Source organism: Klebsiella sp. Ech2A (genome assembly GCF_030078455.1).
Lineage (GTDB): Bacteria > Pseudomonadota > Gammaproteobacteria > Enterobacterales > Enterobacteriaceae > Klebsiella > Klebsiella terrigena.
In genome coordinates, this window is sequence record NZ_JAQGFU010000017.1 from 25,636 (window position 1) to 39,444 (window position 13,809).

Sequence of the window (13,809 nt, forward strand, 5' to 3'; positions counted from 1 at the left end):
GAGCAAAATCAGCCTATTCTTCTGTCCCGCCGCGCCAGGCGGTCCTACATTAGGGGCAGAAGAGGCTCCCGCGCAGGGAGCGACGCACATTGACGGACATTAAGGAATAACAATGAAAAAACTCGCAATCACCTGTGCATTACTGTCTGGATTTGTTGTCAGCCAGGTTTGGGCTGACGCCGCCGGCGATTTGAAAAGCCGTCTGGATAAGGTGAGCAGCTTCCACGCCAGCTTCACGCAGAAAGTGACCGATGGCAGCGGCAATGCGGTACAGGACGGACAGGGCGATCTGTGGGTCAAGCGGCCGAATCTGTTCAACTGGCACATGACCCAGCCGGATGAAAGCATTCTGGTCTCTGACGGCAAAACGCTGTGGTTCTATAACCCGTTCGTTGAGCAGGCGACCGTCACCTGGCTGAAAGACGCCACCAGCAACACGCCGTTTATGCTGATTGCGCGTAACCAGTCTAACGACTGGCAGCAGTACAATATTAAGCAAAACGGCGATGACTTTGTCCTGACGCCGAAAAGCGGCAGCGGTAACCTGAAGCAGTTCACCATTAACGTAGGGCGTGATGGCACCATTCATCAGTTCAGCGCGGTAGAGCAGGACGACCAGCGCAGCAGCTATCAGCTGAAGTCGCAGCAAAACGGTGCGATAGACGCATCTAAGTTTACCTTTACGCCGCCGCAAGGGGTTACGGTGGACGATCAACGTAAATAGAGGCGAATGTGGGCAATCTGTCGCTCGACTTTTCCGACAATGCGTTTCAACCTCTGGCCGCCCGTATGCGGCCAGAAAATTTAGCGCAGTACATCGGCCAGCAGCATTTGCTGGCACCGGGTAAACCTTTGCCGCGGGCAATTGAGGCCGGGCATCTTCATTCGATGATTCTATGGGGCCCGCCGGGCACCGGAAAAACAACCTTAGCGGAAGTGATTGCTCGCTATGCCAGCGCCGACGTCGAGCGTATTTCGGCCGTGACCTCCGGCGTGAAGGAGATCCGTGAAGCCATCGAACGCGCCCGGCAGAACCGTAACGCCGGTCGGCGCACCATCCTGTTTGTCGACGAAGTCCACCGCTTCAATAAAAGCCAGCAGGACGCGTTTCTGCCGCATATCGAAGATGGCACCATCACCTTTATCGGTGCGACGACGGAAAATCCCTCTTTTGAACTCAACTCCGCGCTGTTATCGAGAGCGCGCGTTTATCTGTTGAAATCACTCACCACGGAAGATATCGAGCAGGTGCTCACGCAGGCGATGAGCGATGCGGGCCGCGGCTACGGCGGACAAAATATTGTGCTGCCTGACGACACGCGTCGGGCGATCGCCGAGCTGGTAAACGGCGATGCGCGCCGGGCGCTCAACACGCTGGAGATGATGGCCGATATGGCCGAAACCGACGCCGCCGGTCAGCGGGTGCTTAAGGCCGAACTGCTGACCGAAATTGCCGGCGAGCGCAGCGCGCGCTTTGATAACAAGGGCGATCGCTTTTACGATTTAATTTCGGCGCTGCACAAGTCCGTGCGCGGCAGCGCGCCGGACGCCGCGCTGTACTGGTATGCGCGGATCATTAGCGCCGGCGGCGATCCGCTGTACGTTGCCCGCCGCTGCCTGGCGATTGCCTCAGAAGACGTCGGCAACGCCGACCCTCGGGCCATGCAGGTTGCTATCTCTGCCTGGGACTGCTTTACCCGAGTCGGCCCTGCGGAAGGCGAGCGGGCGATTGCGCAGGCTATTGTGTATCTTGCCTGCGCGCCGAAGAGCAACGCGGTTTACAGCGCCTTTAAGGCCGCGATGGCCGATGCCCGCGAACGTCCGGACTACGACGTGCCGGTCCATTTGCGCAACGCGCCGACGAAGCTGATGAAAGAGATGGGCTACGGCCAGCAGTATCGCTACGCCCACGATGAGCCCAACGCCTATGCCGCCGGCGAGGAGTACTTCCCGCAGGAAATGGCGCAAACGCGCTATTATCGGCCAACAAATCGAGGGCTTGAGGGGAAAATTGGCGAAAAGCTCGCCTGGCTTGCCGAACAGGATCAAAATAGCCCCACAAAACGCTACCGCTAACAGAGGCGTTGCGGTAAGGTTACCAGGATATTCCGGTGGTCGTAGTCTGCGGCCACTTTTCATTTTATTAATTCGATAAGCACAGGATAAGCATGCTCGATCCCAATCTGCTGCGTACCGAGCCAGACGCAGTCGCTGAAAAACTGGCACGCCGGGGCTTTAAGCTGGATGTAGATAAACTGCGCGCTCTGGAAGAGCGTCGTAAAGTTCTGCAGGTTGAAACTGAAAATCTGCAGGCGGAGCGTAACTCCCGATCGAAATCCATTGGCCAGGCGAAAGCGCGTGGGGAAGATATCGAGCCGTTACGCCTGGAAGTGAACAAGCTTGGCGAACAGCTGGATGCGGCGAAAACCGATCTGGACGTGCTGCTGGCCGAGATCCGCGATATCGCGCTGACCATTCCTAACGTCCCGCATGACGACGTTCCGCTGGGTAAAAGTGAAAACGACAACGTCGAAGTGAGCCGCTGGGGAACCCCGCGCGAGTTCGATTTTGACGTACGCGATCACGTGACCCTGGGCGAAATGCACGGCGGGCTGGACTTCGCTGCGGCGGTTAAACTGACCGGCTCGCGCTTTGTGGTCATGAAGGGCCAGCTGGCTCGTCTGCACCGCGCGCTGTCGCAGTTTATGCTGGATCTGCATACCGAACAGCACGGCTACAGTGAAAACTATGTCCCGTATCTGGTAAATCAGGAAACGCTGTATGGCACCGGCCAGCTGCCGAAATTCGCCGGCGACCTGTTCCATACTCGTCCTCTGGAAGAAGAAGCGGATAGCAGCAACTACGCGCTGATCCCGACCGCCGAAGTTCCGCTGACTAACCTGGTTCGCGATGAGATCATCGATGAAGACGATCTGCCGATCAAAATGACCGCGCATACGCCGTGCTTCCGCTCTGAAGCGGGATCCTACGGTCGTGATACTCGCGGTCTGATCCGTATGCACCAGTTCGATAAAGTTGAGATGGTGCAGATCGTCCGTCCGGAAGATTCCATGGCGGCGCTGGAAGAGATGACCGGCCATGCGGAGAAAGTTCTGCAGCTGCTGGGTCTGCCATACCGTAAAGTGGCGCTCTGCACCGGCGATATGGGCTTCAGCGCGTGCAAAACCTACGATCTGGAAGTGTGGGTGCCGGCGCAGAATACCTACCGCGAAATTTCGTCCTGCTCGAACGTCTGGGATTTCCAGGCGCGCCGCATGCAGGCACGCTGCCGCAGCAAGTCTGATAAGAAAACGCGCCTGGTCCATACGCTGAACGGCTCTGGCCTGGCAGTGGGTCGTACCCTGGTTGCGCTGATGGAAAACTATCAGCAGGCCGACGGCCGTATTGAAATCCCGGAAATTCTGCGCCCGTATATGCGCGGCCTTGAGTTCATCGGCTGATTTTGCTACCCCCTTCTCAAAAGCGCCTACGGGCGCTTTTTTTTCATCTCCTTCTTGATGCCGGGCAATAACCCGTCCGTTCAATACCTACATACTCCCTTGGTGTTAAAGCAGCATAAAAAACCAATAAAAGCTAATTTCGTTATATATAAATCTATATAACGATTGTCGGTAAATTGTGAGCAACCCAAGCGAGTACCCATGAAAATTAAAGCCCCCGATGCTTTACTGGCTGCCGAAGTAAGCCGGCGTGGTTTAATGAAAACCACGGCGATTGGCGGTCTGGCAGTGGCCAGTAACGCATTTACTCTACCCTTCACGCGCATTGCCCATGCCGCAGATACCCTGTCACCGGCAGGCGAAACGGTGACCTGGAGCGCCTGTACCGTTAACTGCGGTAGCCGCTGCCCGCTGCGCATGCACGTCGTTGATGGTGAAATTAAATACGTTGAAACAGACAATACCGGTGACGATAGCTACGATGGCCTGCACCAGGTGCGCGCCTGCCTGCGCGGGCGCTCGATGCGTCGTCGCGTCTACAATCCCGATCGTCTGAAGTACCCGATGAAGCGCGTAGGTAAACGCGGCGAAGGGAAATTTGAGCGCATCAGCTGGGAAGAGGCGTTCGATACCATTGCCGGCAATATGCAGCGCCTGATCAAAGACTATGGCAACGAATCTATCTACCTGAACTACGGCACCGGAACCCTGGGCGGGACCATGACCCGCTCCTGGCCGCCGGGAAAAACGCTCATTGCCCGCCTGATGAACTGCTGCGGGGGCTATCTTAATCACTACGGCGACTACTCCTCCGCGCAGATCGCCGCCGGGCTGAACTACACCTACGGCGGCTGGGCCGACGGCAACAGCCCGTCGGATATTGAAAACAGCCAGCTGGTGGTTCTGTTTGGCAATAACCCGGGCGAAACGCGGATGAGCGGCGGCGGGGTGACCTACTATCTGGAGCAGGCGCGACAAAAATCCAATGCGCGGATGATCATTGTCGATCCTCGCTATACGGATACCGGGGCCGGTCGTGAGGACGAGTGGATCCCGATTCGCCCGGGTACCGACGCGGCGCTGGTCTCCGCGCTGGCGTGGGTGATGATTAGCGAAAACCTGGTCGATACCCCGTTCCTCGATAAATACTGCGTTGGTTACGATGAAAAAACGCTCCCTGCCGATGCGCCGGCAAACGGCCACTATAAGGCCTGGATCCTGGGCCAGGGCAGCGACGGTATCGCCAAAACGCCCGAGTGGGCGTCAACCATTACCGGCATTCCGGCCGATCGCATCGTGAAGCTGGCGCGCGAGATTGCCGGCGCGAAGCCCGCCTATATCAGCCAGGGCTGGGGGCCGCAGCGCCACGCTAACGGTGAAATTGCCACCCGGGCGATCTCGATGCTCTCTATTCTCACCGGCAACGTCGGCATTAACGGCGGCAACAGCGGCGCGCGCGAGGGCTCATACGATCTGCCGTTTGAGCGTATGCCGACGCTGGAAAACCCGGTTGAGACCAGCATCTCCATGTTTATGTGGACCGACGCCATCGAGCGTGGTCCGGAGATGACGGCGCTCCGTGACGGGGTTCGCGGCAAAGACAAGCTCGATGTGCCGATCAAGATGATCTGGAACTATGCGGGCAACTGCCTGATTAACCAGCACTCTGATATCAACCGTACCCATGAAATTCTGCAGGACGACAGGAAGTGCGAGATGATCGTGGTGATCGATTGCCATATGACCTCGTCGGCAAAATATGCCGATATCCTGCTGCCGGACTGCACCGCCTCCGAACAGATGGACTTCGCGCTGGATGCCTCCTGCGGCAACATGTCGTACGTTATCTTCACCGATGAGGCGATTAAGCCGCGCTTTGAATGCAAAACGATTTATGACATGACGACGGCGCTGGCGAAACGCATGGGTGTGGAGCAGCAGTTTACGGAAGGCCGTAGCCAGGAAGGCTGGATGCGCTATCTGCACGAGATCTCCCGCAAAGCGATCCCCGACCTCCCGGACTTTGAGACCTTCCGCAAGCAGGGGATCTATAAGCAGCGTGACCCGGAAGGCCATCACGTTGCCTATAAGGCGTTCCGTGAAAATCCGCAGGCTAACCCGCTGACCACGCCGTCGGGAAAAATCGAAATCTATTCGCAGGAGCTGGCAAAAATTGCCGCCACCTGGGAGTTACCCGAAGGGGACGTTATCGATCCGCTGCCGATTTATACCCCCGGCTTTGAGAACTATAACGATCCGCTGACCGAGAAATTCCCGCTGCAGCTGACCGGCTTCCACTATAAATCTCGCGTGCACTCGACCTACGGCAACGTAGACGTGCTGCAGGCGGCCTGTCGCCAGGAGATGTGGATTAACCCGCTTGATGCGAAGACGCGAGGTATCGCCAACGGCGACCGAATTCGTATTTTCAACGCCCGCGGTGAGGTGCATATCGAAGCCAAAGTGACGCCGCGTATGATGCCGGGCGTTGTCGCGCTGGGTGAGGGCGCCTGGTATAACCCGGACGCAGGCCGCGTGGATCAGGCGGGGAGTATCAACGTGCTCACCACCCAACGCCCGTCGCCGCTGGCGAAAGGAAATCCGTCGCATACCAACCTCGTCCAGGTTGAAAAGCTGTAAGGAATAACCGATGACAACTCAATATGGATTTTTTATCGATTCCGCCCGTTGCACCGGTTGTAAAACCTGCGAACTGGCTTGTAAAGACTATAAGAACCTGACGCCGGACGTCAGCTTCCGCCGCATTTATGAGTACGCGGGCGGCGACTGGCAGGAGGATAACGGCGTCTGGCAGCAGAACGTGTTTGCCTACTACCTCTCTATCGCCTGTAACCACTGCGAGGATCCGGCCTGCACCAAGGTCTGTCCGAGCGGCGCCATGCACAAGCGCGATGATGGCTTTGTGGTGGTGGATGAAGACGTCTGTATCGGCTGCCGCTATTGCCATATGGCCTGCCCGTACGGCGCGCCGCAGTACAACGCGGCGAAAGGGCATATGACCAAGTGCGACGGCTGCCACGAGCGCGTCGCCGTTGGTAAAAAACCGATCTGCGTCGAGTCCTGCCCGCTGCGGGCGCTGGACTTTGGCCCAATCGAAGAGCTGCGGCAGAAGCACGGCAAGCTGGCCGCCGTTGCGCCGCTGCCGTCGGCGCATTTTACGCAACCCAGCATTGTCATTAAACCGAACGCCAACAGTCGTCCGTGTGGCGATACAACCGGCTATCTGGCCAACCCGAAGGAGGTGTGAGATGGGAAGTGGATGGCATGAATGGCCGCTGATGATCTTCACGGTCTTTGGTCAGTGCGTGGTAGGGGGCTTCATTGTCCTGGCGCTGGCGCTTATGAAAGGCAGCCTGTCGCGTGAGCAGCAGCAGCGCGTGGTGCTGAGCATGTTTGGCCTGTGGGTGCTGATGGGGATTGGGTTTATCGCCTCGACGCTGCACCTGGGGTCGCCGATGCGGGCCTTCAATTCGCTCAACCGCGTCGGCGCCTCGTCGCTGAGTAACGAAATCGCCAGCGGAGCGCTCTTCTTCGCCGTCGGCGGTATTGGCTGGCTGCTGGCGGCGGTTAAGAAGCTGCCGGCCGGGCTGCGCAGCCCGTGGCTAATCGTCACGATGGTGCTGGGCGTCATCTTCGTCTGGATGATGGTTCGGGTGTACAACACCATTGATACGGTCCCGACCTGGTATAGCGTCTGGACGCCGCTGAGCTTCTTCCTGACGCTGTTTATCGGCGGACCGCTGCTGGGCTATCTGCTGCTGCGCGCGGCCGGCGTGAACGGCTGGGCGATGCGCCTGCTGCCCGCCGTCACGCTGGTGGCCCTGGTGGCGAGCGTGGCCGTGGCGCTGATGCAGGGAAGCGAGCTGTCGACTATCCACAGCTCTATCCAGCAGGCGTCTGCGCTGGTGCCGGACTACGGCTCGCTGATGGCGTGGCGAGTGGCGGCCCTGGCGCTGGCGCTGGCGTGCTGGGTTGCGCCGATGCTTAAAGGATATCAGCCGGCGCTGCCGCTGCTGGGCCTGGCGTTCGTGCTGGTGCTGGTGGGTGAGATGGTCGGCCGCGGGGTCTTCTACGGTCTGCATATGACGGTGGGCATGGCGATCGCCAGCTAAGCCGCTATTCGCGCCGGAACTTCGCGGTTCCGGCGCGATAAAAAATGCGCTCTCTTCATGAAATATTTCAACTGATATTCCCGCCCGTTAATTCCAATAAATTAATAAAAACAATGGAATAATATAAAGAATAATTCTGCCGCCTCGCCGATGGATAAAAAACTTCAATCGTTGCCCGAGAAACCGCGTCCTGCCTGATTTCAGGTGGATTGACAATGTTTATAGCGGTGGCATGATGCGCACGAAATCCGAACTTCCTCACGGTTTATATCCATGTCCATCTACACCCGGCCGGTGCAAATGTTGCTCTGCGGCCTGCTTTTGTTGACGCTGGCGATAGCGGTTTTAAATACCCTCGTCCCGCTTTGGCTCGCCCATGAAAACATGCCTACCTGGCAGGTCGGGATGGTCGGCTCATCCTATTTCACCGGTAACCTGGTCGGAACCCTGCTGGCCGGATGGGTCATTAAACATCTGGGATTTAACCGCAGCTACTATCTTGCCTCGCTGATTTTTGCCGTTGGCTGCGTTGGGCTTGGCGTCACCATTGGCTTCTGGACCTGGTTTAGCTGGCGTTTTATCGCCGGCGTAGGCTGCGCAATGATTTGGGTGGTGGTGGAAAGCGCGCTGGTGTGTAGCGGAACCACCCGCAGCCGCGGCCGCCTGCTGGCGGCGTACATGATGGTTTACTACGTCGGTACCGTGCTGGGCCAGCTGATGGTGAGCAAGCTGCCGACGGATCTGATGAGCGTTCTGCCCTGGGTGACCGGGCTGGCGCTGGCCGCGATCCTTCCGCTGCTGTTTACGCGCGTGGTCAATCAGACGGACGAGCCGCACGAGCCGGCCCGCATCTGGCCAATGCTCAGGCTTCGCCAGGCTCGCCACGGCGTTAACGGCTGCATTATTTCCGGGATCGTCCTCGGCTCGCTGTACGGGCTTATGCCGCTGTGGCTGAACCATCAGGGAGTGAGCGACGCCGGGATTGGCTTCTGGATGGCGGTGATGGTGAGCGCCGGGATCCTCGGCCAGTGGCCGGTGGGTCGCCTGGCGGATCGCTATGGCCGCCTGCTGGTGCTGCGCGTTCAGGTGTTTATCGTTATTCTCGGCTGTCTGGCGATGCTTAGCCAGGCCGCGATGGCGCCCGCGCTGTTTATCCTTGGCGCCTCCGGCTTTACGCTGTATCCGGTAGCGATGGCCTGGGCATGCGAAAAAGTTGAGCGCCATCAGCTGGTGGCGATGAACCAGGCGCTATTGATGAGCTACACCATCGGCAGCCTGCTTGGGCCAACGCTTACCGCGATGCTGATGCAGAATTTCTCCGATAACTTGCTGTTTATTATGATCGCGAGCGTGTCCTTCATCTACCTGCTGACGCTGCTGCGTAAAGCGGGGCACCACCCGACGCCGGTGGCCCACGCCTGATGTTCTCAAGCCATAGCCGGCGGGATACCTCCGCAGGCTATGGCTGAGAAGCAATAAGCGCCGCAAGCTGGCTGCGCTCCTCAATCGCAGCGAGCCGCTGCAGCCGGTCCTCCTCATCTAACCAGCAGACTAATCGCTGGATCGTGTGAATATGCTGTTCGCTATCCGCTGCCGCCAGCACGACTATCAGCCGGATTGCGGGATGGCCGGGAAACTCAACGCCTTCCCCGCAACAGAGCAGCGAAAGCGCGCTGCTGTGGCTTAACACCCCGTCTTCCGGTCGCGCGTGCGGTAGCGCAAATTCAGGGCTCAGTATGTACCAGGGACCGTGCTGTTCCGTGGCGCTGATAATCGCCTGTGCGTATTCCGCGGTGACCTTTCCCTGCAGCTCTAAAGGCTGACAGGCGAGCCGAACGGCGCTGCGCCAGTCGAGAGCGTACTGCGCATACTGGCTGGCAGCAAAAAGCGTGTCGTCCATATCGATTCCTCAGATAACGAGCCGGCCGCGGCCGGCCCTTACTGCGCCTTAGCTCAGTGCGTGATACAGCGCCTCGCCGGAGATGCCATATTTTTCTTTTAGCTGACGGCTATTGCCGGATTCGGTGAAGGTATCCTGAGTACCCAGGCGTATCAGACGCGCCGGGTGGGCCGCCTGCGCCATCGCTTCGGCAATCTGGCCGCCGAGGCCCCCGTTTACGCTATGATTCTCAAGGGTGGCGATGAGCGGGCAGTCGGCAACCAGCGCAGCGAACGCCTTATGGTTGAAGGGTTTGAGCTGCGCCACGTGAATCAGCCTGCCTTTTTTACCGCTGGCGAGCAGCTTCTCGTAGCCATCGGTGGCCTGCTCCAGCACCGTACCCTCGAAGAGAATGGCAAAATCATTCCCGCTGCTGGCGATGGCCGCGATATCGGTAACCCGCGGAATCATGCTCTTATCGCGAACCGGCATCGGCTCGCGGGCGACGCGGATATAGACCGGACCCGTAATATTGGCCGCCTGTTCGAAGGCTTCCGCAATTTCTTCGGCATCCGCAGGCGTCAGGACCGTTAATCCCGGCAGCACGCGGGTCAGGGCGAGATCTTCCAGCGCATGGTGCGAGGCGCCGTCCGGTCCGTCATCCATACCGGGATGGCTGCCGACTAGCTTGACGTTAGCTTTGGCATAGCAGGCCTGCCGCAGCTGAGTCCAGGCGGTGCCCGTTACAAACATCGCAAAATTGACGTAGAAGGGCATAAACCCCTCAAGCGCCTGGCCGGTAGCGAAGCTCATTGCCGAGCCCTCCGCAATACCCATTTCGAAAAACGCCTCGGGATAGAGGGCCTGAAACTGGTCCGTGCGGGTTGAGCTGGCTAAGTCGCTGTCGATGGCAACCACGGGATATCCCTTTTGTTTCAGGGCGATCAGCGCGTTACCGATTTCATCACGTGGGGCTTTCATCACTGTAACTCCTCCATTGCCTGCTGATACTGTTCCCGGGTGGGGGTTTTTGAGTGCCAGTCGCCGTTATTTTCCATATAGCTAACGCCGGAGCCTTTGGTGGTATGCGCAATAATAGCCACCGGCTTGCCTTTGAGATGGCGGGAGAGCATCAGGGTATCGGCAACCTGGTGCATGTCATTGCCGTTAAGAAGCTCCAGCACATGCCAGCCAAAACAGCGGATTTTGTCAGCCAGCGGCTCGAGGTTGACCACCTCATTGACCGGATCGTGTGACGAGAAGCGGTTGTAATCGACGATGGCGACCAGGTTGTCCATTTTCATATGAGCGGCCTGCTGCAGGGTTTCCCAGATTTGTCCTTCGTGCATCTCGCCGTCGCCGAGGATCGCGAATACCCGATGGGGATCGTTACGGCGCTTTTTCGCCGCCGCCATCCCCAGGGCAACCGACAGACCCTGGCCGAGCAGGCCGGTGGTGGCATCGACGTCGGGTAGCGCCTTGATGCTGGGGTGGCCCTGCAGGCGGGAATCGATCTGGCGGAAGGTGCTGAACTCCCGGCGTTCAATCTTGCCCATCTGATAAAGCATGGCGTACTGGGCGGCGACGGCATGGCCTTTACTCATGACGATGCGCGAACGGGGGGAGCGACTGAGGTCCACTTCCTCGTAGTAGAGCCAGGTCAGAATATCGATGATTGACAGGGCGCCGCCCGGATGGCCGATCCCTGACTCATAGATCATGCTAACGATATCGCGTCGTGCAACGAGCGCGTGGGACTTTAGTTCTGCAATATTCACGTTTTTTCCTCCTATGGCAGCATTTTGCCGATGTAGTACACGACCAGACCAAGCGCGACGAAATCCGTTTCCGGGAAGCTGGTTCCCGACAGACCAACGGACTCCATAATCGGGTAGATCAGGGCCGGCCCGATGCCGATGAGGATCCCGGTGATAAAGCTCCCGGCAATCGCGCCCTTCCAGCCGCCGGACGCGTTACCAAACACCGCGGCGGTGGCGCCGATAAAGAAATAGGGGATGGCGACCGGGATAATGACGGTTTGACCGAGGATCGCGAGGAACCCCATCACCACCAGCCCGCCGATAAATGAAGAGATAAATCCCAGCACCGTAGCGGTTGGCGCGTAGGGGAAGACCACGGGACAGTCGAGCGCGGGTTTGGCGTTAGGAATGAATTTCTCCGAAATACCGAGGAACGCGGGGACGATTTCGGAGAGCAGCAGGCGTACGCCGGTAATAATGATGTACAGCGAAGCGGTGAACGTCAGCGACTGAAACAGCGGGTAAACCAGCCAGTGCATCCCGCCGGCCGCTGCCGTTACGGCCTCTTTTCCGGCCGCGAGAGCGGCGATGTAGTAGAAGATACTGACCGAGATCGACACGGAGACAATATAATCTTTAAAGATCCCCAGCCAGCCGGGCAGATTCAGCTTCTCCGTCGACTGTTTCGGATCGCCGACTTTCGAACCGATCCATCCGGATGCCGCGTAGGCCAGCGTAACGTAGTGCCCCATGGCGATTTCGTCATTGCCGGTGATTTTTCTCATCCAGGGTTGGGCGATGGCCGGATAAAGGCACGCGGCGAGGCCAAGCAGAACTGAGCCGACAATAATCGTGGTCATATCGCTATAGCCAAGCGCTTTCAGCGTGACGGTAAGCAGGGCCGAGAGATAGAGATTATGCTGCCCGGTGAGAAAGATGTACTTAAACGGGGTGACGCGAGCAAAGAACAGATTCCAGCCAAAACCGATGACCATAATCAGCGATACGCACATCGCGAATTTAGTCTGCGCCAGCCCGGTGAGCGCTTCCGCCAGCGGCATCACGCCTTTCAGACCAAACCCATCGCTGAACAGCGTCTGAAAGTTGCCAAGCGAGGTTACCGCCAGCCCGGCGCCGCCGGCAAAAACCAGAAACCCGACGATAGTTTTGAAGGTGCCGGAGAGCACCTTTTCAATCGGTTTGCGTTGAATTAACAAGCCAATTAATGCGATAAAACCAACTAAAAGTGGGGTAACGCCCAGAATGTCGAATACAATAAATCTGAGGAAATCCATATTGCCTCCGGGAGAATTTAGTTGCCCTGGATGACGCTGATGAGCGCAGATTCCATCTCTTCGCTGTTCATCAGATCGGTTATCCCGATGGCCCTGAACCCAGCGGCTTCGACTTCATCGGTGAGATCGCGCATAGTGATAACGAAATCGATATCTCGCCAGGTCCTCAGGCCGGAGAGTACGTCATGTTCCAGTTCGACATCCCAGCGGTGCTTATCGATGATTTTTTGTGCTTTTATTTTGAGCATCAGAGAGCTGCCCATACCGGTACGACAGACGATGAGACCTTTCATTAGATGTTCTCCTGTTTGTAAAAATAATTATTTTTATTTTGTCTTGTGAGATAATAATTATTATCCTCGATGTGAGATGAAAGATGTGACTGTGTTTGCATTTTGAGCAATAAAGGCGAAAAATGAGCCATATAGACAGTAATTTATTGATAAACATAAGAAATGAGTCTGCAGGCCTTAGCCCGATACTGGAAAAGGTCGGCCGCTTTATCACCGAAAATCCTGATTTTGTGATGCGGCATACCATTTCGGAACTGGCCGACTCCGTCGATACCAGCGAGGGCAGCATTACGCGTTTTTGCCGGGCGTTTGGCTTTAAAGGCTTTTCTGATTTCAGAACGGCGCTGGCGATTGAGCAGGGGGCGACGCGATCGGAGGACGGCGGTAATGAAGAGATAGCTCCCGTGCTGGCAAGCATTCGTGATAGCAACGCTATCATTGACGCTCAGGAGCTTCAGGCTGCGGCAATTTGGCTTAATTCGCTGAATAATATTGCAATTTATGCGGTAGGCACGGCGGTGCCGGTGGCGCTATTTCTCCAGATGAACTTAATCAACATGGGGAAAGCCGCTAGTTTTGTCGACCGCTCTTACCCGGCGGCGCTGCCGATGTCGTCTGATAGTCAAAAAACCGGGATTATCGTTATTCATACCGAGCAGGCATCGGCGGATATGATGCAGGCACTATCGCTGGCGAAGCAGCAGGGGGTTAAAATACTGGCGCTGACTCGCGGTACGTTTGCGCCCCTGGTGCGCCTCTCTGACTGGAATCTACAGGCAGCCGTGGCTTTACAGGGGGAGGGGGAATCAGGGTTTGCCGAGATTGCGGGGGCAATGATGGTGGCCGATCGGATCCTTAGCGCGCTGGAGGAGCAGGACGAGCGCTACGCTGAGTACCGTAAAGCGCATCAAAAACGTATTTTCTCAATTGAGAGCGTGACCAGCAAGCTGTCGCAATACTTTATGTCCTGATGCCGCTGAAGAAAGGC

The 13,809-nt window shown here is 57.4% G+C and carries 13 protein-coding genes; 8 read left to right on the forward strand and 5 right to left on the reverse strand.

Going from position 1 to position 13,809, the window contains the following annotated elements:
- The first annotated feature begins 112 nt into the window (after window positions 1–112).
- The 7 genes from lolA to PFH44_RS06305 all read left to right on the forward strand — a co-directional run bounded on the left by lolA (window position 113) and on the right by PFH44_RS06305 (window position 9,016).
- Window positions 113–724, forward strand: coding sequence for an outer membrane lipoprotein periplasmic chaperone LolA (gene lolA / locus PFH44_RS06275; protein WP_041144781.1), 612 nt, complete (start codon window positions 113–115; stop codon window positions 722–724).
- A gap of 8 nt (window positions 725–732) precedes the next feature.
- Window positions 733–2,076, forward strand: a complete 1,344-nt coding sequence (rarA, locus tag PFH44_RS06280) for a replication-associated recombination protein RarA (protein WP_045854638.1) — start codon at window positions 733–735, stop codon at window positions 2,074–2,076.
- 92 nt (window positions 2,077–2,168) lie between these two features.
- Window positions 2,169–3,461: a serine--tRNA ligase gene (gene serS, locus PFH44_RS06285; RefSeq protein ID WP_283824585.1), complete on the forward strand. Its 1,293-nt coding sequence runs from the start codon at window positions 2,169–2,171 to the stop codon at window positions 3,459–3,461.
- Between the two features lie 201 nt (window positions 3,462–3,662).
- Window positions 3,663–6,101: a dimethylsulfoxide reductase subunit A gene (gene dmsA / locus PFH44_RS06290; RefSeq protein ID WP_283824586.1), complete on the forward strand. Its 2,439-nt coding sequence runs from the start codon at window positions 3,663–3,665 to the stop codon at window positions 6,099–6,101.
- A gap of 10 nt (window positions 6,102–6,111) precedes the next feature.
- Window positions 6,112–6,729: a DMSO/selenate family reductase complex B subunit gene (locus PFH44_RS06295; protein ID WP_041144785.1), complete on the forward strand. Its 618-nt coding sequence runs from the start codon at window positions 6,112–6,114 to the stop codon at window positions 6,727–6,729.
- 1 nt (window position 6,730) lies between these two features.
- Window positions 6,731–7,594, forward strand: a complete 864-nt coding sequence (locus tag PFH44_RS06300; RefSeq protein WP_283824587.1) for a dimethyl sulfoxide reductase anchor subunit family protein — start codon at window positions 6,731–6,733, stop codon at window positions 7,592–7,594.
- Window positions 7,595–7,867: 273 nt separating this feature from the next.
- Window positions 7,868–9,016 (forward strand): MFS transporter, encoded by a 1,149-nt coding sequence (locus tag PFH44_RS06305; RefSeq protein ID WP_045854642.1) that lies wholly within the window; start codon window positions 7,868–7,870, stop codon window positions 9,014–9,016.
- A 37-nt stretch (window positions 9,017–9,053) separates the two neighbouring features.
- Here the strand turns inward: PFH44_RS06305 and PFH44_RS06310 are convergent, their stop codons facing one another.
- The 5 genes from PFH44_RS06310 to PFH44_RS06330 are packed head-to-tail and all read right to left on the reverse strand — an operon-like array spanning window position 9,054 to window position 12,821.
- Window positions 9,054–9,494 carry a PTS sugar transporter subunit IIA gene (locus PFH44_RS06310; RefSeq protein ID WP_283824588.1) on the reverse strand — a complete coding sequence of 147 codons (441 nt, stop codon included), beginning with the start codon at window positions 9,492–9,494 and terminating at the stop codon, window positions 9,054–9,056.
- A 48-nt stretch (window positions 9,495–9,542) separates the two neighbouring features.
- A complete protein-coding gene (locus PFH44_RS06315; RefSeq protein WP_283824589.1) occupies window positions 9,543–10,454 on the reverse strand; it encodes a transketolase family protein in 912 nt (303 codons plus the stop codon).
- The gene (locus PFH44_RS06320) at window positions 10,454–11,251 is read right to left on the reverse strand and encodes a transketolase (RefSeq protein WP_283824590.1); all 798 of its coding nucleotides are present in this window, start codon (window positions 11,249–11,251) and stop codon (window positions 10,454–10,456) included. The genes PFH44_RS06315 and PFH44_RS06320 overlap by 1 nt, the downstream gene beginning before the upstream one ends.
- An 11-nt stretch (window positions 11,252–11,262) precedes the next feature.
- Window positions 11,263–12,528 carry a PTS ascorbate transporter subunit IIC gene (locus PFH44_RS06325; RefSeq protein ID WP_045854645.1) on the reverse strand — a complete coding sequence of 422 codons (1,266 nt, stop codon included), beginning with the start codon at window positions 12,526–12,528 and terminating at the stop codon, window positions 11,263–11,265.
- A gap of 17 nt (window positions 12,529–12,545) precedes the next feature.
- Window positions 12,546–12,821, reverse strand: coding sequence for a PTS sugar transporter subunit IIB (locus PFH44_RS06330; RefSeq protein ID WP_045854646.1), 276 nt, complete (start codon window positions 12,819–12,821; stop codon window positions 12,546–12,548).
- Window positions 12,822–12,943: 122 nt separating this feature from the next.
- Here PFH44_RS06330 and PFH44_RS06335 point away from each other — a divergent pair, with 122 nt between their 5' ends.
- Window positions 12,944–13,792, forward strand: a complete 849-nt coding sequence (locus PFH44_RS06335; RefSeq protein WP_283824591.1) for a MurR/RpiR family transcriptional regulator — start codon at window positions 12,944–12,946, stop codon at window positions 13,790–13,792.
- Window positions 13,793–13,809 lie beyond the last annotated feature (17 nt).